Here is a 20,981-nt window from a genome sequence, read left to right as displayed (position 1 = left end):
GGCTCACGACTCGCCCTCCTGCGCCTGGGTCGGCTCGGTCGGCTCGGCCTGCGCGGCCGCCAGCTTCTCGGCGGTCTTGCGGGCGGCGGCGATCTCCTTGGGCTCCTCCGCGCCGGGGTCGAGAGCGGGTGGGGCCGGGACGGTCCACATCCAATCGCGGAGCTTGTCGCGCTCGTGGGTGAGCTCGCGGATGTCGGTCTCGGCGTACTCGAACTCCGGGGACCAGAACAGGGCGTCGAAAGGACAGACCTCGATGCAGATACCGCAGTACATGCACAGGGCGAAGTCGATGGCGAAGCGGTCGAGGACGTTGCGGCTGCGCTCGCGGCCACCCGGGGTCGCCGCCGGAACCGTCTCCTTGTGGGAGTCGATGTAGATGCACCAGTCGGGGCACTCGCGGGCGCAGAGCATGCAGACCGTGCAGTTCTCCTCGAACAGGCCGATCACACCACGGGTGCGGGGCGGGAGGTCGGGCTGGGTGTCCGGGTACTGCGCGGTGACGGACTTCTTCGTCATCGTGCGGAGGGTGACGGCCAGGCCCTTGGCCAGGCCGCTTCCAGGAATCGACAGGCGGGGCCGCCCGGAGGGCGTCGGTGAGGGGTGGTGGTCGGGTGACGGGCGGGACATGGTTACTGGATCACCACCTTGACGACGCCGGTGAGGGCGATCTGGGCGAGGGAGAGCGGGACCAGGAGGGTCCAGGAGAGCTTCTGGAGCTGGTCCTCGCGCAGGCGGGGGTAGGTGACGCGGAGCCAGATCACGATGAAGGCAAGGACGGCCGTCTTCAGCAGGGTCCAAACCCAGCCGAGGCCGTCCGCGCCCCACGGGCCGTGCCAGCCGCCCAGGAAGAGGACGGTGGTCAGGCCGCACAGGACGACGATTCCGGCGTACTCGGCAAGGAGGAAGAGGGCGAAGCGCAGGCCGGTGTACTCGGTGTAGGCGCCGAAGATGATCTCCGAGTCGGCGACGGGCATGTCGAAGGGCGGGCGCTGGAGTTCGGCCAGTCCGGCGATGAAGAAGACGATCGCGCCGACGATCTGCCAGGGCAGCCACCACCACTCGAAGGCGTCGAGGATGCCGGGGAGGGAGACGGTGCCGGCCGCCATCGCCACGGAGGCGGCGGTGAGCAGCATCGGGAGTTCGTAGGCCAGGAGCTGGGCGGCGGTGCGCAAGCCGCCGAGGAGGGAGAACTTGTTGGCCGAGGCCCAGCCGGCCATGAGCGAACCGAGCACGCCCACGCCCATCACGGCGAGGACGAAGAAGATGCCCGCGTCGATGACCTCGCCGACCGCGCCCTCGCTCGGGCCGATGGGGATGGCGAGGAGGACGAGCAGATAAGGCAGGAGGGCCACGGCGGGGGCGAGCTGGAAGATACGGCGGTCGGCGCCGGCCGGGACGACGTCCTCCTTCTGCGCGAACTTCACGCCGTCGGCGACGAGTTGGGCCCAGCCGTGGAAGCCACCGGCGTACATCGGCCCGAGGCGGCCCTGCATGTGGGCCATCACCTTGTGCTCGGTCTGGCCGATGATCAGGGGGAAGGTGAGGAAGACGACGAAGACGATCAGGAGTCGCAGGGTGACGTCGAGCGCGTCGTTCACTGCGGGCCTCCTGCGGAGTCGTTGCGGTCTGCGGGGTCTGCATCAGGGGCGGGCTCGGCGGTGGGCGCCGCCTCAGCGCCGTCGGACGGCGCGGGTGCCGATTCCGGTTCCGGCCCTGACTCGGGCTCGGACTCGGACGGGCGCTCGGGCTGCGGCTCGGACGGGCGCTCGGGCTCCGGCTCGTCGAAGGCCGGACGGGCGTGGTGCCACGGGGCGTCCGGGCTGCGGGGCGCCTTGGGGGGCGCCGCCTCGGAGGTGGCCGTGTCGGGCGCCGACTCGGCGGGGGCGGCAGGTTCGGGCGCCGACTCGGCGGGGGCGGCGGCTTCGGGCGCCGCGGCGTCCGGCGTGGTCCCCTGGCTCGCCGAGCCCTGCGAGGCGCTGCGCGAGCGGCGAGGGCCGGACGGAGGATTAGTGCCCTCGGGCGTCCCGGCCTCCGGCACCGCCTGACTCGCCGAACCCTCCGCCGCCGTACGAGCACGACGCGCAGGCGCAGGCGCAGCACCCTCCGCCGCCCCGGCCTCCGGCACCGCCTGACTCGCCGAACCCTCCGCCGCCGTACGAGCACGACGCACCGGTCGTTCGCCCGCTGTCCGTGCCGGCCGATCGCCGGTCGCTCGGGCCGGGCGGTCTCCCGCTGTGCGGCCCACGGCACGGGCCGGGCGGGCCGGGGCAGGGGGAAGCTGGCCCTTCAGAGGGCCCCACTCGTTCGGGTCGGGGACGCCGGGCGGGAGCATCTGGCGGCGCTTGGGGCCGCCGTGCTCGGACTCGCCGGGTTCCTTGGCGCCGGGCCAGGCCTTGGCGACGCGGGCCGCCAGGACGAAGTCCTTGCGCAGGGGGTGGCCCTCGAAGTTGTCCGGGAGGAGCAGGTGGTCAAGGGCCGGGTGGTCGGAGAACACCACGCCGAACATCTCGTGCGTCTCCCGCTCGTGCCAGGCCGCGCCCGCGTAGACGCCCACCGCCGAGGGCAGCGTCGGCGCCTCGTGCGGGACCGTCGTACGGACCAGGAGGCGCCGTACCGGAGAAAGGGCGGCGACGTGGGCCACGACGCGGAAACCCGTGCCCGGTTCGTCGACCGCGCTCAGCCAGTCGAAGTAGGTGCAGCCCAGCTCGTCGCGGGCCGCCTCAAGCGCGGCGATCCAGGAGGCCGGGGGTACGTCGACCGTCAGGACCTCGTACGACTCCTCGGCCGTCGCCTCCGGACCGAAGAGGTCTTCGACAGGGGCGGGCAGCCAGCCGATCGTCGTCATCGGGCGGCCTCCCCCGAGCCCGTGGCGCCCGTACCGCCGACACCACCCGCACCACCGGCGTCACTCGAACCACCGGCACCACCGGCACCACCCGCACCCGGCACCTGCGGCCCCCGCACCAACCCGCTCTGCAACGCCGCCGCCGACGGGCGCGCCGTCCCGCTGCCGTACCGCTCCCCCAGCGACTCCCGGGCGATCTTCTCCTGGAGCTTCAGGATGCCCTGGAGCAGCGCCTCGGGGCGCGGCGGGCAGCCGGGGACGTAGACGTCGACGGGGATGATCTGGTCGACGCCCTTGGTGACGGAGTAGGAGTCCCAGTACGGTCCGCCGCAGTTGGAGCACGCCCCGAAGGAGATGACGTACTTCGGCTCGGGCATCTGCTCGTACAGCCGCTTGACGGCCGGGGCCATCTTGTCCGTCACCGTGCCCGAGACGACCATGAGGTCGGCCTGGCGGGGGCCGGGCGCGAAGGGGATCACGCCGAGGCGGATGAAGTCGTGGCGGGCCATCGACGCGGCGATGAACTCGATCGCGCAGCAGGCGAGGCCGAAGTTGAAGACCCAGAGCGAGTAGCGGCGGCCCCAGTTCAGGATCACCTTCATCGGCTCCGGCGCGAGACGGGCCAGTGCGCCCAGCCGCTTCGGCTCCGGCAGCAGTACCGGCTGCCCCTCGGTGTCTGGCGTCACGTCCATGCCAGGACGCCCTTCTTGTATGCGTAGAGCAGGCCCACGGCCAGGAAGCCCAGGAAGATGAACATCTCGACGAGCGTGGTCGCGCCGTAGCCCGGGTCGGCGAAGACCGTGGCCCAGGGGAACAGGAAGATCGAGTCGATGGCGAAGATCACGTACAGGAAGGCGTAGACGTAGTACCGGACCTGGGTGTGCGCCCAGCCCTCGCCGACGGGGTCGACGCCGCACTCGTACGTCATGAGCTTCTCGGGCGTGGGGACCACGGGGCGCAGCAGGCGGCCCGCTCCGAACGCGACGGCGACGAACAGCACGCCGACGAGGGCGAGCAGTCCGACGACCGAGTAGGACTGGAAGTAGTCCGCCGCGACGACCACATGGCGCCCGGCCTGCGCGTCCGCCGCGACGACGACGGTCTGGTCCGACACGTCCGCCCCTCGCTCCCTGACCTCGTGACCGATGCCCCAGGAACAGGCCCTGTGACCAGTGTCCTGCGATATGTGATCGCGTGAACACCCCTGTTCGACGATCTGTACGCACGGGAGTCTAGGCCCTGCTAAAGAGACCGTAAGCAGCCCGTCACGCGTTGAGATCTCGTCGAGACGCGGGGATGTGCTGCCCGGTCGGTCACGGGGTGGGGTTTTCCCCCGGAGATCTCGGCGGCCCGCTCCATGGCGCGGCGGCCCGCCGCGCGGCACGCTAGCCCATATGACCGAACGCCCCAGCCCTTCGTGGGACGCCTCACGGCGGTCCGAACGCGAGCAGCCACCGCTGCCACCGGCCCGTTTCGCCTACGACCGGCAGACCTGGAAGGAGATCGCGCACCTCCTGGCGAACCTTCCGCTGGCCCTGCTCGGCTTCACCTATGTCGCGGTGGTGTTGTTCACCGGTGCCTTGCTGACGTTGACGGTGATCGGCTTCCCGCTGCTGGCGGCCGGCCTGGTGGGTGCACGGCAGCTGGGCAAGATGGAGCGCGCACGCGCGCGTGCGCTGCTGAGCGTGGAGGTGGCCGAGCCGAGTCCGCTGCCTTTGCGCGGCGGCAAGGACGGCTTCTTCCCGCAGCTGTGGATGGCGCTGAAGGACCCGGTCGGCTGGCGCACGATCCTGTACGACTTCATCCGCCTGCCCTGGGGCATCCTCACCTTCGTCATCGCGCTGACCTCGTTGTTCGTACTGTGGCCGGTGCTGCCCTTCATCGCGCGGGGCCTGACGAACGCGGACCGGGCGATGGTGCGCGGCCTGCTGTCGCCCTCCGACGAGCTGGAGCGCCGTATCGCCGAACTGGAGTCGGACCGGGGGGTCGTCGTGGACACGGCGGCCGCCGATCTGCGGCGCATCGAGCGCGATCTGCACGACGGCGCGCAGGCCCGCCTGGTCAACCTCGCCATGGGGCTGGGCCTGGCCAAGGAGAAGCTCCTGGAGGACCCGGACGCCGCGGCCTCGATGGTCCAGGAGGCGCACGGCGAGGTGAAGCTCGCGCTCCAGGAGCTGCGCGATCTGGCGCGCGGCATCCACCCGGCCGTCCTGACCGACCGCGGCCTGGACGCCGCCCTGTCGTCGGTCGCCTCACGCTGCACGGTGCCCGTGAAGGTGACCGCCGACCTGCCGTCCAGGCCGGCCGCGGCCATCGAGGGCATCGCCTACTTCACCGTCTCCGAGCTGCTGCAGAACATCAGCAAGCACAGCGGGGCGAAGTCGGCGTCGGTCGACGTGTGGCGCTCGGACGACCGGCTGCTCATCCAGGTGTGGGACGACGGCCGGGGCGGCGCGCGCCTGGGAAATGGAGGTACATCGCGCAGCGATTCGGTTGAGGGTGGTGGTGGGAGACGGGAGGGCGGCACGGGCATGCGCGGGCTCGCCGACCGGCTGGAGGCCGTGGACGGACTGTTCGTCATCGAGTCGCCGCAGGGCGGCCCCACGACGGTGACGGCCGAGCTGCCCTGGCGGGACCGCACCGCAGGGCAGGGGTAGGGAAAACCCCCCGTTCAAGACGCCGACGGCCTCCATGTTCCGCGGACCTGTGGTCGAGGAGGGTGGAGTTACGACGGCACAGCCCCGGCGGGGCTGACGGGACGAGGAGAACGGACGACGCCGATGGCCACGGAGTACGGACAGGGTTACGGGCAGGGGCTCGGTTTCCCCGAGCGCGGCCTTCCCGAGCACGGCGGCGAGCGGCGGCACCGGCTGCCGGCCGGGCTGCGGGCGCCGTTCGAGGGGCGCAGCTGGCGCGAGTTCGGGTATGTGCTGCTGAGCCTGCCGATCAGCATCATGCTGTTCGTGTACGCCATCACGATGGTGTCGCTGGGCGTGGGCCTGCTGGTGACGTTCCTCGGCATCCCAGTGCTGGCGGCGGGCCTGGCCGGCTGCCGCGGCTTCGGGGCGCTGGAGCGGGTACGCGCGCGTGCGCTGCTGGACCTGGAGGTCGCCGAGCCGGAGCCGCTGCGGATGCGCAAGCGCGGCTTCATGGGCTGGATGGGCGCCGTCCTGAAGAGCGGCACGTCGTGGCGTTCGCTGCTGTACGCGGTGCTGCACCTGCCGTGGGCGACGTTCTCCTTCGTGGTCGCGGTGAACGTGTGGGCCTTCGGCTGGGCCATGCTGACGTATCCGCTGTGGTTCTGGGTCTTCCCGATGTGGGCCGGTCAGGACGGTCTTCAGTTGTACGGCGACGAGACCCACCGCATGTACCTCGACAACCCCTTCGAGATCACGGTCACCGCACTGGTGGGCCTGCTGTTCACGCTGGCCACGCCCTGGATCGTGCGGGCGCTGACGACGGTGGACCGGCTGCTGGTGCATGGCCTGCTCGGGCCGTCGCGGCTGGCCACGCGCGTGGTGGAGCTGGAGTCCGACCGCGGTGTGGTGGTCGATACGGCCGCTGCCGACCTGCGGCGCATCGAGCGCGACCTGCACGACGGCGCCCAGGCCCGGCTGGTGGCCCTGGCCATGGATCTGGGCCTGGCGAAGGAGAAGCTGGCGGAGGACCCGCAGGCGGCGGCACGGATGGTCGACGAGGCGCACGGCGAGGTGAAGACGGCGCTGCAGGAGCTGCGCGATCTGGCCCGCGGCATCCACCCGGCCGTCCTGACCGACCGCGGCCTGGACGCGGCCCTGTCGGCGGTCTCCTCGCGGTGCACGGTGCCGGTGGAGGTCCAGGTCGACCTGACGGAGCGGCCGGTGCCGGCGATCGAGGGGATCGCGTACTTCACGGTGTCGGAGCTGCTGCAGAACATCAGCAAGCATTCGCGAGCCACTTGGGCGGCCGTGGATGTGTGGCGGGTGGAGAACCGGCTGATGCTGCAGGTCGTGGACAACGGCATCGGCGGCGCGGCGACCTCCGGCGGCTCGGGCCTGTCCGGGCTGGCCGAGCGGCTGGACGCGGTGGACGGAATTCTGGTGGTGGACTCGCCGGTCGGCGGGCCGACTCGGATAACGGCGGAGCTGCCCTGGCGGACCGTTTAGTTCCGGGTGTGCCGTTCGGCCCGCTCAGGTGCGGATCCGGCTCCGGTTGGTTCGGGGCCGGATTTCCGTGTGCCGGATTCCCTGGGCCGGATTCCATTTGCCGGGTCCGCAGGCCGGATTCCGTATGCCGGATCCGTATGCCGGGATTCCGTATACCGGGTTCGCGGTGGGCCGTATGCCGGGTTCCCCTTTGGCCGGCCTTCCAAGGCTCGGGCTGTCAGGTGCCGGGCTTTCAGGTGCCGGCGTCGGCTCTCCTACTGCCGGACTTCCCAGTGCCGGCTTTCCGTTTGTTCGCAAGGACCCCCTGAGCTTGCGCCCCCAATTCGCCCCCTTCGTGCCCACGCGATCCGAACTGCGGCCGACAGGTTATCCACAGGCCCGGTGCGGAAGAGCCGATCGCGGGATACTGAGGTCGCGAGGGACGACAGGGCCGGGGCGCGCTCGGCCGAACGCCAAGGCTCGGGGGGCCGGGGATCGTGGAGGACAGGGTGCGGGTGGTCATCGCCGAGGATTCGGTGCTGCTCAGGGAGGGACTGACCCGGCTGCTGACCGACCGTGGGCATGAGGTCGTGGCGGGGGTGGGGGACGGCGACGCGCTGGTGAAGACCATCACGGAGCTGGACGCGCAGGGCGAGCTGCCGGACGTGGTGGTCGCGGACGTACGGATGCCGCCGACGCACACCGACGAGGGGGTGCGGGCGGCCGTGCTGCTGCGCAAGGTCCACCCAAGACTCGGAGTGCTCGTGCTGTCGCAGTACGTGGAGGAGCGGTACGCCACGGAGCTGCTGGCCGGCTCCAGCAGAGGGGTCGGCTATCTACTCAAGGACCGGGTGGCCGAGGTCCGGGAGTTCGTGGACGCGGTGGTGCGGGTGGCCCAGGGGGGTACGGCGCTGGACCCGGAGGTCGTCGCCCAGCTGCTGGGCCGCAGCCGCAAGCAGGACGTCCTCGCGGGGCTCACCCCACGCGAGCGCGAGGTCCTGGGGCTGATGGCCGAGGGGCGGACCAACTCCGCCATCGCCCGGCAGCTGGTGGTGAGCGACGGCGCCGTCGAGAAGCACGTCAGCAACATCTTCCTCAAGCTCGGGCTGTCCCCGAGCGACGGGGATCACCGACGCGTACTCGCGGTCCTCACCTACCTGAACTCCTGACGGGCCGATCCCGTGTCAGTCAGGTGGGTGACCGCTCCGGCGTCCACCGGACGGATGCGAATACGGCAACCGAACAAACAACAGGGAGCGTCTTCAAAAGCAGCGCCGGGGGGCGTGTGAATCATGACAAGTCAGGGTGGCGAACCGCTTCACATCCATGTCCGTCATGCGAATGGCCCGGGGAGGGCGACCTTTACGGACGTAGGGTTGATCCTGGGAAGGCTTGCGGGAAGGCCATGCCCAGACAGCCGCCTCGAAGGAGGTCCAGTTCAGTGACCAGCCAGGTCAGTAGCCCATCCGAGCAGGCCGACGAAGCCGTCGTGGGAGAGCAGCGCAAACCGGCAGGGACGACGAAGGACGTCCGCCGGCTGGACCGAGTGATCATTCGATTCGCGGGGGACTCGGGCGACGGTATGCAGCTCACCGGCGACCGCTTCACCTCGGAAACGGCGTCTTTCGGCAACGACCTGTCGACGCTGCCGAACTTCCCCGCCGAGATCCGCGCTCCTGCCGGAACCCTGCCGGGCGTGTCCTCCTTCCAGCTGCACTTCGCCGACCACGACATCCTGACCCCGGGCGACGCACCGAACGTGCTGGTGGCGATGAATCCGGCGGCCCTGAAGGCCAACCTCGGCGATGTGCCGCGCGGCGCGGAGATCATCGTCAACACGGACGAGTTCACCAAACGGGCGATGCAGAAGGTGGGCTACGACGTCTCTCCGCTGGAGGACGGCTCGCTCGACGGATACAGCCTCCACCCGGTGCCGCTGACGACTCTGACGGTCGAGGCGCTGAAGGAGTTCGACCTCACCCGCAAGGAGGCCGAGCGCAGCAAGAACATGTTCGCGCTGGGCCTGCTGAGCTGGATGTACCACCGCCCGACCGAGGGCACCGAGAAGTTCCTGAAGTCGAAGTTCGCCAAGAAGCCCGCCATCGCGGCCGCCAACATCGCCGCCTTCCGCGCAGGCTGGAACTTCGGCGAGACGACCGAGGACTTCGCCGTCTCCTACGAGATCGCCCCGGCGACTACGGCCTTCCCGGTCGGCACCTACCGGAACATCTCCGGGAACCTGGCGCTGTCCTACGGGCTGATCGCCGCGTCCCGCCAGGCGGACCTGCCGCTTTATCTGGGCTCGTACCCGATCACCCCGGCCTCGGACATCCTGCACGAGCTGAGCCGGCACAAGAACTTCGGCGTACGGACCTTCCAGGCCGAGGACGAGATCGCGGGCATCGGCGCGGCACTGGGGGCGGCCTTCGGCGGCTCGCTGGCGGTGACGACGACGTCCGGCCCGGGCGTGGCGCTGAAGTCGGAGACCATCGGCCTCGCGGTCTCCCTGGAGCTGCCGCTGCTGGTGATCGACATCCAGCGGGGCGGGCCGTCCACCGGCCTGCCGACCAAGACCGAGCAGGCGGACCTGCTCCAGGCGATGTTCGGGCGCAACGGCGAGGCACCCGTCCCGATCGTCGCCCCGTGCACTCCGGCCGACTGTTTCGACGCGGCTTTGGAGGCGGCGCGGATCGCGCTGACGTACCGCACTCCTGTGATGCTGCTGTCGGACGGCTATCTGGCCAATGGCTCCGAGCCCTGGCGGATCCCGGAGCTGGACGAGCTGCCGGATCTGACCGTGCAGTTCGCGCAGGGCCCGAACCACACCCTGGAGGACGGCAGCGAGGTCTTCTGGCCGTACAAGCGCGACCCGCAGACCCTCGCCCGGCCATGGGCGATCCCGGGCACCCCGGGCCTGGAGCACCGGATCGGCGGCATCGAGAAGGAGGACGGCACGGGCAACATCTCGTACGCCCCGGCCAACCACGACTTCATGGTCCGCACCCGCCAGGCCAAGATCGACGGCATCGAGGTGCCGGACCTGGAGGTCGACGACCCGCACGAGGCGAAGACGCTGGTGCTGGGCTGGGGATCGACGTACGGCCCGATCACGGCCGCCGTACGCCGCCTGCGCACCGCGGGCGAGTCGATCGCGCAGGCGCATCTACGCCATCTGAACCCGTTCCCGCGCAACCTGGGCGCGGTACTCGGGCGCTACGAGAAGGTGGTGATCCCCGAGATGAACCTCGGCCAGCTCGCCACTTTGGTCCGGGCGAAGTACCTGGTGGACGCCCACTCGTACAACCAGGTCAACGGCATGCCGTTCAAGGCGGAACAGCTTGCCAAGGCTCTCAAGGAGGCCATCGATGCCTGAGACGTCCACGGAAGGCACGATCGAGGCGCTCTCGCTCATCCCCAAGGCCGAGGCCCGCCAGTCCATGAAGGACTTCAAGTCCGACCAGGAAGTGCGCTGGTGCCCCGGCTGCGGTGACTACGCGATCCTGGCCGCGGTCCAGGGCTTCATGCCGGAGCTGGGGCTGGCCAAGGAGAACATCGTCTTCGTCTCGGGCATCGGCTGTTCGTCCCGCTTCCCGTACTACATGAACACGTACGGGATGCACTCCATCCACGGCCGCGCCCCCGCGATCGCGACAGGGCTGGCCACGTCGCGCCGGGACCTGAGCGTGTGGGTGGTCACGGGCGACGGCGACGCGCTGTCGATCGGCGGCAACCACCTGATCCACGCCCTGCGGCGCAACGTCAACCTCAAGATCCTGCTGTTCAACAACCGGATCTACGGCCTGACGAAGGGCCAGTACTCCCCGACCTCCGAGGTCGGCAAGATCACCAAGTCGACGCCGATGGGTTCGCTGGACGCGCCCTTCAACCCGGTGTCCCTCGCGATCGGCGCGGAGGCGTCCTTCGTGGCCCGCACGGTCGACTCCGACCGCAAGCACCTCACCCAGGTGCTGCGCGAGGCGGCGGCCCATCGGGGTACGGCGTTGATCGAGATCTACCAGAACTGCAACATCTTCAACGACGGCGCCTTCGAGGTCCTGAAGGACAGGCAGCAGGCGGAGGAGGCGGTGATCCGCCTGGAGCACGGGCAGCCGATCCGCTTCGGCACCGACGGCGCACGCGGCGTGGTCCGCGACGCGCAGACCGGTGACCTGAAGGTCGTCACGGTGACACCGGAGAACGAGTCGCAGATCGTGGTCCACGACGCCCACTCCGCGTCCCCGACCACGGCCTTCGCCCTGTCCCGCCTGGCCGACCCGGACACCCTGCACCACACCCCGATCGGCGTGTTCCGCGCGGTGGACCGCCCGGTGTATGACACACAGATGGCCGACCAGCTGGACTCGGCGATCGAGCAGAACGGCAAGGGGGACCTGGCGGCGCTGCTGGCGGGTGGGGACACCTGGACGGTGGTCGGCTGACCAGCGGCTGATCGACGGTATGACGAAGGGCCTGGGCGCACTACGGCGTCCGGGCCCTCTGCGTCAGGCGTCGGGGATGTCCCTCTTGGCGCGGATGAGGGTGTCACGCGTGATGACGACGATGCGCTCGTAGTCCGCCCGGGCCGCGTCCGGGGGGAGGTGCGGGTCGAGGTCGGCCGTGGCCTCGGTGCCGATGACCGCGAAATCGCCGTTGCTGAGTTCGAACAGGTCCGGACATGTCTCGCCGGTTCCACTCCCCCGCAAGGCAGGAGCGTCCCCAATCCGACGGGCGATTCGGAACGGCGAGACTTCGTCGCGCACCTGAGCGGTCCCCTCTCGGGGCCGCGCAGCCCCGCGTCTCAAGGGGCGCCACTCGATGAGTGACGCCCCTTGGGTTCACAGTGCTCTGGATCTTACATGGGGTGCGCCCTCAAATGTGACCCCTCTCACATTCATTCCCGCGACTCAGGAACGGGGCCTACGACCCACCATTCGTCCGGATCATCCCGTAAGTCCTCCAACATGCCGTCCACGACCGACCCGACGCGGCTTTCGAGGGACTCGTCGGGGACGCTGCGCCGATGCTCGACCGTGGAGGCCCAGTACTCCGCGAACACCTCGTTGCGGCACAGGACACGCAGGTGGCCGACGAGCTCGTCCCAGTCGTAGACACCCACGCGGTGAGCCATCAGAAGCACCCCGTACTGACGGTTGGAGAAGAGCATCTGCCGGCGTCTGCGCTCGGAGAGCCCAGTCAGCGTGCTCATGGCCGCAGCCAGCGCCGGATCGTCGATCGCTCGATCCATCTGCTCCACGGAGAGCCGGTACTGCTGGATCAGATTCGCCCGGCGCATCTCCTCGGTCATCCGCGTCAGCTGGCGCAACAGTTCCAGCATGAGTTCCTCCTGACGCCGGCGACGGCCACGGCTGAACGGCGCACGCACGAAACCGAGTCCCACCATTACCGCAGAACCGATCCTGCTGGGCCGGGCGGCCGGAGTCTGTGTGGCCATGTCAAGGCAACCCCCTGGGTCCAGTGAACGTGCGCCATGCGGTGGCAGCGCGAGTCGGCACACGGGTGGGCGTAGCACTCCGCCTCCACATTGCCCGCCCGTCAAAGGCGGCGTGGGAGGCGGAAAGGGGGCGCATGGAAGGACGTGTCTCGCATGTCGACCAACGCCCTGACATATGTGTGCCCCCAGGCGCCGTGGGCATTCCTGCCGACGAGGCCCGGGCGCCCGCGTCATCCCTGCTCAGAGCCGCCTTTTCGCGCGTCGTACACCTCGCGCGCCTTCTGCACCTCGCCCATCCGCCGCTCGGTCCACAGCGCGAGCGCACGCACCTGTTCCGCCGCCTCGCGGCCCAGATCGGTGAGGGAGTAGTCGACCCTCGGGGGGATCACGGGCTTGGCGTCGCGATGGACGAGGCCGTCGCGTTCCAGGATCTGGAGGGTCTGGGTCAGCATCTTCTCGCTCACCCGGCCGATCGCACGGCGCAGCTCGCTGAAGCGGAAGGGCCGCTCCTGGAGCTGGATCAGGACGAGGACGCCCCAGCGGCTGGTGACGTGCTCCAGGACCAGCCGGTGCGGACACATCTGCTCGCCGACGTAGTACCTGCTTGCCGTCACACTCTCCACGCCACTTACCGTCATGCCAGTACCTTACTTCAAAGTGGGTACTTTCGCTGAGTTAGTGCCGCTCCTAGGGTTAGTGACAACGCACCCCACAAGGAGTTCTGATCATGAGCATCGTCGTCACCGGAGCCACCGGACACCTGGGCCGCCACGTCCTGGAGCAGCTGCTGGAGAAGGTTCCGGCCGGCCAGGTGACCGCCGTCGTCCGCACCCCCGAGAAGGCCGCCGACCTCGCCGAACGGGGCGTGAAGCTCGCCGTCGCGGACTACAACACCCCCGAGACCTTCGACGGACTGTTCGCGGCCGGCGACAAGGTGCTGCTCATATCCGGCAACGAGTTCGACAAGGGCCGCGTCGGTCAGCACCAGATCGTCATCGACGCCGCCAAGTCCGCCGGCGTCGCCCTGCTCGCCTACACCAGCGCCCCCGGCAGCCTCACCGCCGCCCTCGCCGACGACCACCGCGGCACCGAGAAGGCGCTGCTGGAGTCGGGGCTGCCGTACGCGCTGCTGCGCAACGGCTGGTACCACGAGAACTACACCGAGAACCTCGCCCCCGTCCTGGAGCACAGCGCGGTCACCCACGCCGCCGGCGCGGGCCGTATCTCTTCCGCCTCCCGCGCCGACTACGCGGCCGCCGCCGTCGCCGTACTGACCGGCGAGGGGCACGAGAACCAGACGTACGAGCTGGGTGGCGACGTCGCCTGGAGCCTCGCCGAGTACGCCGCCGAGCTGAGCGGGCAGACCGGCCGGGAGATCGCCGAGAACCCCGTCTCCGGCGAGGTCCTCACCGGCATCCTGGCCGGCGCCGGACTGCCGGAGCCCTTGGCCGCGATCCTTGCCGGCGTGGACGCCTCCATCGCGAAGGGCGAGCTGGTCATCGACAGCGGGGACCTGTCCCGTCTGGCGGGCCGTCCGACCACGCCGCTCACCGAGGCGATCTCGGCCGCACTGAAGGGCTGACCCGCACCCCCCGGTGCAACCCGGGCGCTCCAGCCCCTGCCTGTCATGACCGTATGGCGATACGGGCATGACACGCGGGGGCTTTCGGCGTTACCTTCGTGCGGGCCGACGTAGGGACGCGGCACCAGAGGGCACGAAGGAGGGGCCGTGACCGGGAAGTCCAAGGGCGAGCGGCACATAGGTCTGCTGAACGGCTTCGCGGCATACGGGATCTGGGGACTGTTCCCGCTGTTCTGGCCGCTGCTGGAACCCGCCGGGTCGGTCGAGATCCTCGCCCATCGGATGGCCTGGTCCCTCGTGTTCGTGGCGGGAGCACTCCTCGTCATACGGCGCTGGGCCTGGGCGCGTGAGCTGATACGGCAGCCGCGACGGCTGGCGCTGATCGCCGTGGCCTCGGCCGTGATCACCGTCAACTGGGGCGTCTACATCTGGTCCGTGAACTCGGGCCATGTCGTCGAGGCCTCGCTCGGGTACTTCATCAATCCGCTCGTCACCATTGCCATGGGCGTGCTGCTCCTGAAGGAACGGCTGCGGCCTGTGCAGTGGGCGGCGGTCGGCGTCGGCTTCTCCGCGGTGGTCGTGCTGACCGTCGGCTACGGCCGGCCGCCGTGGATCTCCCTCGTCCTCGCCTTCTCCTTCGCCACCTACGGGCTCGTGAAGAAGAAGGTCAATCTCGGCGGCGTGGAGTCGCTGGCCGCGGAGACCGCGATCCAGTTCCTGCCCGCGGTCGGGTATCTGGCCTGGCTGACGGCACAGGGGAAGTCGACCTTCACCACGGAGGGGTTCGGGCACGCGGCGCTGCTCGCGGCCGCCGGCGCCGTCACCGCGCTGCCGCTGGTCCTGTTCGGCGCGGCGGCGATCCGGGTGCCGCTCTCGACGCTGGGGCTGCTTCAGTACCTGGCGCCGGTCTTCCAGTTCCTGATCGGTGTCCTGTACTTCCACGAGGCCATGCCGGCCGAGCGATGGGCCGGGTTCGCGCTGGTCTGGCTGGCGTTGACGCTGCTCACGGCGGACGCGTGGCGCGCGGCGCGGCGGGCCAGGGTGGCCGCGATCAGCGTCCCGCGGGGGCTTTCGCAGCCGGGCGGCGACCGGGAGAAGCCGGCGTCCGCCGCCGTGGACGCCTGACACGCGAGCACCGGTCGGCACCGGTGGGCGACCCCGGTCCGCCGACCGGCGATTCCCATTGCGCCCCGGCTCCCGTACCGCCTATGAGTGGTCGCATGACTCAGGAATCCGGCACCACCCCTGCGCCCCTGCACTTCAAGCTCGTCATCGACTCCGCCAACCCCCAGTCCCAGGCCGACTTCTGGGCCGCCGCGCTGCACTACGAGGTCGAGGACAACAACGCCCTCATCGAGCGGCTGCTGGAACTCGGCGCGCTGCCGCGGGAGGCCGCCGTCGAGTTCCACGCCCGGCTCGCCTTCCGGGACCTGGTGGCCGTACGGCATCCGGACGACCCGTACGACAAGGACAGTGGCACCGGACGGGGACGGCGGCTGCTGTTCCAGCGCGTGCCGGAGGAGAAGACCGTCAAGAACCGGCTCCATCTCGATCTGCACGCGGCGCCCGGTGAGCGTGAGGGTGAGGTCGGGCGGCTGGAGGGGCTGGGGGCGAGTGTGCTGCGGCGGGTGCAGGAGCCGGGCGGGGAGTGGGTGGTGATGGCGGATCCGGAGGGGAACGAGTTCTGCGTGCAGTGACGCGCACACAGGGTTTTCCCTATTTCTAACCCCCTGTCCGAATAGCCCTCTTGACGGAGAGTCAGTTTCAGCTTCACCATCCAGGCACCCCATTCACTGTGGAACTCCTGTGGCCAACCCCGCAGAGTTCCCCACGGAATTCGGAGCCCCCCACATGAAGCTCTCCGTCTCCGGGCGTGCGATGGCGGCCGGCGCCGCCTCGGTCGTCCTGCTGATCTCCGGCGGATCCATAGCCGGCGCGGCGTCCACGCCCTCGGTGGCCGCCGCGCCCGACATCCCCGTGGCCGGTGTGAAGGCCCACCTCACCCAGCTCCAGTCCATAGCCACCGCCAATGGCGGCAACCGCGCCCACGGCCGCCCCGGCTACAAGGCCTCCCTCGACTATGTGAAGGCCAAGCTGGACGCCGCCGGATACACGACGGCCATCCAGCAGTTCACGTCCTCCGGCCGCACCGGCTACAACCTGATCGCCGACTGGCCCGGCGGCGACACCAACCAGGTCGTCATGGCCGGCTCCCACCTCGACAGCGTCTCCTCCGGCCCCGGCATCAACGACAACGGCTCCGGCTCGGCGGCGGTCCTGGAGACCGCGCTCGCCGTGTCACGGGCCGCCTACCAGCCCACCAAGCATCTGCGGTTCGCCTGGTGGGGCGCGGAGGAGCTGGGGCTCGTCGGCTCCCGCTACTACGTCAACAACCTCTCCTCCACCAACCGCGCGAAGATCAGCGGCTACCTGAACTTCGACATGATCGGCTCACCCAACCCCGGCTACTTCGTCTACGACGACGACCCCGCGATCGAGAAGACCTTCAAGGACTACTACGCCGGCCTCGGCGTCGCGACCGAGATCGAGACCGAGGGCGACGGCCGCTCCGACCACGCGCCGTTCAAGAGCGCCGGCGTGCCGGTGGGCGGCCTGTTCACGGGCGCGAGCCGCACGAAGACCGCGGCACAGGTGACCAAGTGGGGCGGTACGGCCGGGCAGTCCTTCGACCGCTGCTACCACTCGTCCTGCGACACCACGTCCAACATCAACGACACCGCCCTCGACCGCAACAGCGACGCCGTCGCCTACGCGGTGTGGGAGCTGTCGGAGTGACCGACTGATTCAACTCCTGGGCGGTTCGGCCGACTTGGCGGCTCGGGCGGCGAGGCGGTCCATGCGGGCACGGGCCGACTCCAGCTCCTCGACGTCGTCGGCGGCCGGACCGCCCTCGGTCGTGAGCTCGGCCCACAGCCCGAGCAGGTCCCGGCCCAGGCGCAGCCCCAGCGCCGGGTCCCGCACGGCACGCCAGGCCGTGGCCGCGCCATGGAGGCTGCCGTACGCCGCCTCCGCGTCCCGGGCGCCGTGGTGCCTGCGCGCCACGTCGAGGGAGAGGGCGAAGGCACGCTCCGGGTCGCCCGCCAAGTAGGCGATGTACGCGCCGAGTTCACGGATCCGGAGCACCTCGGGGTGCTCCGGGCCCAGCACCGCCGACGCCTCCGCCACGGTCCGCTCCACGAGCTCCGACGCCTCCGCGGTCCGCCCCGCCGTCACGGCTTCGTTGATCCGCGCCATCGGCTCGGCGAACGGGGAGGCATCGGCTGTGGCGCCGGGCGACGCCTCACCGAGGACGGCTTCGGCGACCGCGTCGAAGCCGCGGGGCGGGGTGGGTTTCGGGTCGGGGTCCGGGTGGGGTTCGGGGTTGGTGACCGGGATCGGGACCGGGCTGGGGCTGGGGGCCGGGGTGGAGACCGGCAGCGGCGCCGGGTCCGAGACGGGGATGAGGGTGGCGGCCTGCGGTCCGTCCTTCGGTTCCGGCCGCGCGTCCACCGGTGCCTCGATGGGGGCGTGCGTCGGGACGTCCGCGGGGGTGTTTGTCGGGACGTCCGCGGGGGTGTTTGTCGGGACGTCCGCGGGGGCGTCCATGCGTGGCGGTGGGCCGAACTCGCCCAGCGGTGGCGCGACCGTGCCGGGGGCGGCGTCCTGCACCGGCTCGGGCAGGGGGCGCAGCCGGAAGGTGGGCGAGGGGTCCTGCGCCGGGCCCGGCAGCGGTCGTAGGACTTGGGTGAACCGGTCCTCATGGGGCTCGGTGTCCGGTGCGGGGTCGCTCGCCGCGGGGGCGGGCGCCGCGGGGAGCGCGGGCCGTACGGCATGCCCGAGCGCCGGGGGCGGCGGCGGAGCCGTCCGGAGGGGCTCGGCGGTGAAGCGGCTGGATCCGTCGGCCTCGACCAGCAGCGGGACGACGTAACCGATGCGCTCGTCGTGGACGGTGGCGTGGCCGGCGGCGAGGGCGATGCGCTGGAGGTGGGTCAGGACGACGTGCTGGATCTCCTCGCCCGGGGACGCGGTGACGGGGACGCCGCCGATCGACGCACCGCCCGCGCCCGGACCGGCGACGGGGACATGCACGTCGATCGGCGCGGTCACGGAGTCCGCGGTGTCGGCGCGTTTCTGTTCCCGCTTCTTCGCGCGGCTCAGTCGAGGCATCGCTTCCCTCACTCGCATGCGTCGGGGGAGTTCCAGAACGACGCGTTCGGGTTCCATGGTGCTCCCTCTCGCCGTCGGGTTCCGCTTCCCCGGCGTCCAGGTCCGGTTGTACAGGTCGGACACGTCGTACACGTAATCTCGAGTCTCTCCGGCCGCGCACGGTACGGACGTCACCGTGGCGTCACAGACTCGTTCCAGGAGCTTGTGCCACGTCACAGCGTGTCCATGCCTGGCGGGAAGATCGATGGCGTGACGAGGGAGGAGTGCGGGCATGGGGACTGACATGCACGTACAGCAGGAGCGGCCGCAGCCGGGGCCGGAGATCTGGATCCGCGGCCCGGTGGCCCTGCCGCAGGAGCCGCCGCCCTCCCCCACCGCCTTCACACCCCGGCGGTTCTCCTGGGTCGGCGTGCACGGCGGGGCCGGCGTCACCACGCTCTCCTCGGTCTACGGCGGCCACGACTGCGGACGCGACTGGCCCGACCCCGCCGATCCGCCGTCGGTGCTGCTGGTGGCCCGCACCCATGCGGCAGGGCTGACGGCCGTCCTGAACGCCCTGGAGGTCTTCCGGCGCGGGGAGGCTCCGTACGGGCTCGATCTCGACGCCGTCGTGCTGGTCGCGGACGCGCCGGGACGCCTTCCGCGACCGCTCGCCGAGCACGTCAAGGTGATCGAGTCGGTGATCGACGTGTACCGGGTTCCGTGGGTGCCCGCTTGGCGGCTCGGCGAACTGAGCGGGCAGCCGCCCAAGGAGGCCGAGGCGCTGGCGCGGCTGACCGCGCGGGCTCGCTGACGCCCGTGGCACCCGGCTCCGCCGCCGCCCCCGCCGCCATGCCAGGCGCCCTGTCGGCCGAGGAGATCGCGTCCGCCGTACGGTCACGGACCCTGCGCGCGGTTGACGTCGTCGCGCAGGCCCTCGACCGGATCGAGCAGGCCGACCCCGCCCTGTCCGCCTTCATCGAGGTGTGGCCCGAGGAGGCCCTTCGGCAGGCCGCCGAAGTGGACGCGCGGGTCGATGGGGAGGGTGAGCGGCTGCCGCTGGCCGGCGTACCGATCGGGGTCAAGGGGCGGCGGGGCCTGCGGACCGCGGGTCCCCTGCTCGCGGCGGGGTGTGTGCCGGTGGGGGCGACGTCCGTGCCGGGACCGGGAACCGTCTGGCAGACCTGGGGACTCGGGCGCTACGGCCGTACGGTCAACCCGTGGCGCCACGACCGTACGCCGGGCGGCTCCTCGGCCGGTTCGGCGGTAGCCGTGGCGGCGGGCCTGGTGCCGCTCGCGACTGGGAACGACGGGGCCGGGTCGGTACGGATCCCGGCGGCGTGGTGCGGGGTCGTCGGCCTGAAGGTCGGCAACGGCCGGCTGCCGTCGAGCGACCCCACGGGGCTCATGGTGCCGGGGGTGCTGACGCGGTGCGTGGGGGATGCGGCGGCGTACTGGAGAGTGATGTCCGGCGCGGTGGCAGGGGGCGGCACGCAGACGGCCGACGTGGCATGTGGCTCCGGCTCCGGCTCCGGCTCCGGCTCCGGCTCCGGCTCAGAGCACAGCCCGGCCGTCGACGCCCCGACCGCCGTATGGTCCCCCGACCTCGGCTTCGACTCCCCCGACCCGGATGTCGTCGCCGTCGCCCATGCCGCCGCCGTGCGCCTCACCGAGGCCGGGGTGCTTCGGACGGCGCGCCCGCGCACCGCGCTGCGCCTGCACGACCCGGCTCCGGCATGGATCGCCCTGCGGACCCCGGGCGCGGGGCCGACCCCCGAGGTCCACCGCATCCGGGCCGCGAACGATCGCCGCCTGGCCGACCTCTTCGCCGACGCCCAGCTGCTGATGACGCCGACCGCCCCCATCCCGCCGCACGGTCACGAAGGTCCCGGCGAGCGCTACTCCACCGCGCTCACCTGGGCGTTCAATCTGAGCGGGCATCCGGCGATCAGCATCCCGGCAGGGTTCGGGCCCGACGGCTGCCCGGTCGGCCTCCAGTTGGTGGCGGCGCACGGCGGGGAGTCGCTGCTGCTGAGAGTCGCAGGCGCGGCCGAGGGGCACATCGGGCCCTGGTGATCCCGGCGGCTCCCCCCGCAGCCCGGGTACCTGAGAGGTACCTCTGGACAGACCTCTGGACAGGTACCTCTGGACAGCTACATGCGTACGCATATAATGCACATGCGATTAGTTGTCGTACGCCGACCAACGGGCCGCTGCGCCGGCCCACTGTCTGGGGGAACCATGACCCGCCGCTTCCTGTTCGTCCTCGGCAGCAGCCGTTCCGAGGGCAACACCGAGCTGCTGACCCGCAGGGCCGCCGAGCAGCTGCCCGAGGATGTCGAGCAGCAGTGGATCGATCTGTCCGCCCATCCGCTGCCCGACTTCGAGGACCTGCGGCACGACAGCGACCATGTGCGCCCCACGCAGGGGAACGTGGCGCTGCTGCTCGACGCCACCCTCGCGGCGACGGACGTCGTGATCGCCTCGCCGCTGTACTGGTACTCGGTGTCCGCCCCCGTCAAGCGCTACCTCGACTACTGGTCGGGCTGGCTGCGCACACCCGGCATCGACTTCAAGGCGACCATGGCCGGGCGCACCCTGTGGGGCGTCACCGCGCTCGCGCACGACGAGCAGGAGGTCGCCGACCCGCTGGTCGGGACGCTCAGCAACTCCGCCGCGTACATGGGGATGCGCTTCGGCGGGGTGCTGCTCGGCAATGGCAGCAAGCCCGGTGACGTGCTCGCCGACGCCGAGGCTCTGACCCGGGCGAAGACGTTCTTCGCGCAGGAGGCGCCGCTCGCGCGCTTCCCGTACGAGAACGACTGAAGCCCT

General features: G+C 70.7%; 21 protein-coding genes. 12 read left to right on the top strand and 9 right to left on the bottom strand.

The genetic code is table 11. From position 1 onward, the window contains the following. Positions 1-3: 3 nt before the first annotated feature. The 5 genes from OG254_RS28940 to OG254_RS28920 all read right to left on the bottom strand — a co-directional run bounded on the left by OG254_RS28940 (position 4) and on the right by OG254_RS28920 (position 3,959). The gene (locus OG254_RS28940) at positions 4-516 is read right to left on the bottom strand and encodes a 4Fe-4S binding protein (RefSeq protein ID WP_405595248.1); all 513 of its coding nucleotides are present in this window, start codon (positions 514-516) and stop codon (positions 4-6) included. A 113-nt stretch (positions 517-629) separates the two neighbouring features. After that, positions 630-1,598, bottom strand: a complete 969-nt coding sequence (locus OG254_RS28935; RefSeq protein ID WP_405587309.1) for an NADH-quinone oxidoreductase subunit H — start codon at positions 1,596-1,598, stop codon at positions 630-632. After that, complete coding sequence (locus OG254_RS28930) at positions 1,595-2,845, bottom strand: NADH-quinone oxidoreductase subunit C (RefSeq protein ID WP_405587306.1); 1,251 nt, start codon at positions 2,843-2,845, stop codon at positions 1,595-1,597. Before OG254_RS28930 ends, OG254_RS28935 begins: the two co-directional genes overlap by 4 nt. Then, complete coding sequence (locus tag OG254_RS28925; RefSeq protein ID WP_405587303.1) at positions 2,842-3,537, bottom strand: NADH-quinone oxidoreductase subunit B; 696 nt, start codon at positions 3,535-3,537, stop codon at positions 2,842-2,844. The genes OG254_RS28930 and OG254_RS28925 overlap by 4 nt, the downstream gene beginning before the upstream one ends. Next, positions 3,528-3,959 (bottom strand): NADH-quinone oxidoreductase subunit A, encoded by a 432-nt coding sequence (locus OG254_RS28920; protein ID WP_351199157.1) that lies wholly within the window; start codon positions 3,957-3,959, stop codon positions 3,528-3,530. Before OG254_RS28920 ends, OG254_RS28925 begins: the two co-directional genes overlap by 10 nt. Positions 3,960-4,239: 280 nt before the next feature. Between OG254_RS28920 and OG254_RS28915 the strand changes: the two genes are divergently transcribed. From OG254_RS28915 to OG254_RS28895, 5 genes are all read left to right on the top strand, one after another. After that, positions 4,240-5,502 (top strand): sensor histidine kinase, encoded by a 1,263-nt coding sequence (locus tag OG254_RS28915; RefSeq protein ID WP_405587301.1) that lies wholly within the window; start codon positions 4,240-4,242, stop codon positions 5,500-5,502. Positions 5,503-5,625: 123 nt separating this feature from the next. Next, positions 5,626-6,990 carry a sensor histidine kinase gene (locus tag OG254_RS28910; protein ID WP_405587299.1) on the top strand — a complete coding sequence of 455 codons (1,365 nt, stop codon included), beginning with the start codon at positions 5,626-5,628 and terminating at the stop codon, positions 6,988-6,990. A gap of 488 nt (positions 6,991-7,478) precedes the next feature. Beyond that, positions 7,479-8,138 (top strand): LuxR C-terminal-related transcriptional regulator, encoded by a 660-nt coding sequence (locus OG254_RS28905; protein ID WP_405595245.1) that lies wholly within the window; start codon positions 7,479-7,481, stop codon positions 8,136-8,138. A gap of 272 nt (positions 8,139-8,410) precedes the next feature. Further along, entirely contained in the window at positions 8,411-10,342 is a 1,932-nt protein-coding gene (locus OG254_RS28900; RefSeq protein WP_405587296.1) for a 2-oxoacid:acceptor oxidoreductase subunit alpha, read from the top strand. After that, complete coding sequence (locus OG254_RS28895) at positions 10,335-11,408, top strand: 2-oxoacid:ferredoxin oxidoreductase subunit beta (RefSeq protein ID WP_405587294.1); 1,074 nt, start codon at positions 10,335-10,337, stop codon at positions 11,406-11,408. Before OG254_RS28900 ends, OG254_RS28895 begins: the two co-directional genes overlap by 8 nt. Positions 11,409-11,471: 63 nt before the next feature. On the opposite strand, the gene OG254_RS28890 is transcribed toward OG254_RS28895, so the two are convergent. The 3 genes from OG254_RS28890 to OG254_RS28880 form a co-directional block, all read right to left on the bottom strand. Continuing rightward, complete coding sequence (locus OG254_RS28890) at positions 11,472-11,672, bottom strand: hypothetical protein (RefSeq protein ID WP_405587291.1); 201 nt, start codon at positions 11,670-11,672, stop codon at positions 11,472-11,474. Positions 11,673-11,860: 188 nt separating this feature from the next. After that, positions 11,861-12,421 carry a DUF6082 family protein gene (locus tag OG254_RS28885; protein ID WP_405587288.1) on the bottom strand — a complete coding sequence of 187 codons (561 nt, stop codon included), beginning with the start codon at positions 12,419-12,421 and terminating at the stop codon, positions 11,861-11,863. 230 nt (positions 12,422-12,651) lie between these two features. After that, on the bottom strand, positions 12,652-13,059 hold the full coding sequence (locus tag OG254_RS28880; protein WP_405587285.1) for a winged helix-turn-helix transcriptional regulator: 408 nt from the start codon (positions 13,057-13,059) through the stop codon (positions 12,652-12,654). Positions 13,060-13,148: 89 nt separating this feature from the next. Here OG254_RS28880 and OG254_RS28875 point away from each other — a divergent pair, with 89 nt between their 5' ends. The 4 genes from OG254_RS28875 (at position 13,149) to OG254_RS28860 (ending at position 16,799) form a co-directional block, all read left to right on the top strand. Beyond that, positions 13,149-14,003 carry an NAD(P)H-binding protein gene (locus tag OG254_RS28875; RefSeq protein WP_405587282.1) on the top strand — a complete coding sequence of 285 codons (855 nt, stop codon included), beginning with the start codon at positions 13,149-13,151 and terminating at the stop codon, positions 14,001-14,003. Between the two features lie 147 nt (positions 14,004-14,150). Continuing rightward, entirely contained in the window at positions 14,151-15,128 is a 978-nt protein-coding gene (gene rarD, locus OG254_RS28870; protein ID WP_405587280.1) for an EamA family transporter RarD, read from the top strand. Positions 15,129-15,223: 95 nt separating this feature from the next. Continuing rightward, positions 15,224-15,700 carry a VOC family protein gene (locus OG254_RS28865; protein ID WP_405587277.1) on the top strand — a complete coding sequence of 159 codons (477 nt, stop codon included), beginning with the start codon at positions 15,224-15,226 and terminating at the stop codon, positions 15,698-15,700. A gap of 154 nt (positions 15,701-15,854) precedes the next feature. Continuing rightward, positions 15,855-16,799: a M28 family metallopeptidase gene (locus OG254_RS28860; protein WP_405587274.1), complete on the top strand. Its 945-nt coding sequence runs from the start codon at positions 15,855-15,857 to the stop codon at positions 16,797-16,799. 9 nt (positions 16,800-16,808) lie between these two features. Here the strand turns inward: OG254_RS28860 and OG254_RS28855 are convergent, their stop codons facing one another. Beyond that, complete coding sequence (locus OG254_RS28855) at positions 16,809-18,170, bottom strand: tetratricopeptide repeat protein (protein WP_405587271.1); 1,362 nt, start codon at positions 18,168-18,170, stop codon at positions 16,809-16,811. Between the two features lie 271 nt (positions 18,171-18,441). Here OG254_RS28855 and OG254_RS28850 point away from each other — a divergent pair, with 271 nt between their 5' ends. The 3 genes from OG254_RS28850 (at position 18,442) to OG254_RS28840 (ending at position 20,975) form a co-directional block, all read left to right on the top strand. Further along, positions 18,442-18,963: a DUF6668 family protein gene (locus OG254_RS28850; RefSeq protein ID WP_405587269.1), complete on the top strand. Its 522-nt coding sequence runs from the start codon at positions 18,442-18,444 to the stop codon at positions 18,961-18,963. A gap of 38 nt (positions 18,964-19,001) precedes the next feature. Then, positions 19,002-20,225: an amidase gene (locus OG254_RS28845; protein WP_405595243.1), complete on the top strand. Its 1,224-nt coding sequence runs from the start codon at positions 19,002-19,004 to the stop codon at positions 20,223-20,225. A 165-nt stretch (positions 20,226-20,390) separates the two neighbouring features. After that, positions 20,391-20,975 (top strand): flavodoxin family protein, encoded by a 585-nt coding sequence (locus OG254_RS28840; RefSeq protein WP_405587267.1) that lies wholly within the window; start codon positions 20,391-20,393, stop codon positions 20,973-20,975. The last annotated feature ends 6 nt before the right edge of the window (positions 20,976-20,981 follow it).

It is taken from the genome of Streptomyces sp. NBC_01092 (genome assembly GCF_045039535.1).
Taxonomy (GTDB): domain Bacteria; phylum Actinomycetota; class Actinomycetes; order Streptomycetales; family Streptomycetaceae; genus Streptomyces.
The sequence above is the reverse complement of the archived record's forward strand: the minus strand, read 5'-3'. Positions and strand labels throughout refer to the sequence as shown.

Coding starts and splice junctions, on each gene's coding strand:
- OG254_RS28940 (WP_405595248.1), bottom strand. CDS start 516: ATGACGAAGAAGTCCGTCACCGCGCAGTACCCGGACACCCAGCCCGAC.
- OG254_RS28930 (WP_405587306.1), bottom strand. CDS start 2,845: ATGACGACGATCGGCTGGCTGCCCGCCCCTGTCGAAGACCTCTTCGGT.
- OG254_RS28925 (WP_405587303.1), bottom strand. CDS start 3,537: ATGGACGTGACGCCAGACACCGAGGGGCAGCCGGTACTGCTGCCGGAG.
- OG254_RS28915 (WP_405587301.1), top strand. CDS start 4,240: ATGACCGAACGCCCCAGCCCTTCGTGGGACGCCTCACGGCGGTCCGAA.
- OG254_RS28910 (WP_405587299.1), top strand. CDS start 5,626: ATGGCCACGGAGTACGGACAGGGTTACGGGCAGGGGCTCGGTTTCCCC.
- OG254_RS28895 (WP_405587294.1), top strand. CDS start 10,335: ATGCCTGAGACGTCCACGGAAGGCACGATCGAGGCGCTCTCGCTCATC.
- OG254_RS28885 (WP_405587288.1), bottom strand. CDS start 12,421: ATGGCCACACAGACTCCGGCCGCCCGGCCCAGCAGGATCGGTTCTGCG.
- OG254_RS28880 (WP_405587285.1), bottom strand. CDS start 13,059: ATGACGGTAAGTGGCGTGGAGAGTGTGACGGCAAGCAGGTACTACGTC.
- OG254_RS28875 (WP_405587282.1), top strand. CDS start 13,149: ATGAGCATCGTCGTCACCGGAGCCACCGGACACCTGGGCCGCCACGTC.
- OG254_RS28865 (WP_405587277.1), top strand. CDS start 15,224: ATGACTCAGGAATCCGGCACCACCCCTGCGCCCCTGCACTTCAAGCTC.
- OG254_RS28860 (WP_405587274.1), top strand. CDS start 15,855: ATGAAGCTCTCCGTCTCCGGGCGTGCGATGGCGGCCGGCGCCGCCTCG.
- OG254_RS28855 (WP_405587271.1), bottom strand. CDS start 18,170: ATGCCTCGACTGAGCCGCGCGAAGAAGCGGGAACAGAAACGCGCCGAC.
- OG254_RS28850 (WP_405587269.1), top strand. CDS start 18,442: ATGGGGACTGACATGCACGTACAGCAGGAGCGGCCGCAGCCGGGGCCG.
- OG254_RS28845 (WP_405595243.1), top strand. CDS start 19,002: ATGCCAGGCGCCCTGTCGGCCGAGGAGATCGCGTCCGCCGTACGGTCA.
- OG254_RS28840 (WP_405587267.1), top strand. CDS start 20,391: ATGACCCGCCGCTTCCTGTTCGTCCTCGGCAGCAGCCGTTCCGAGGGC.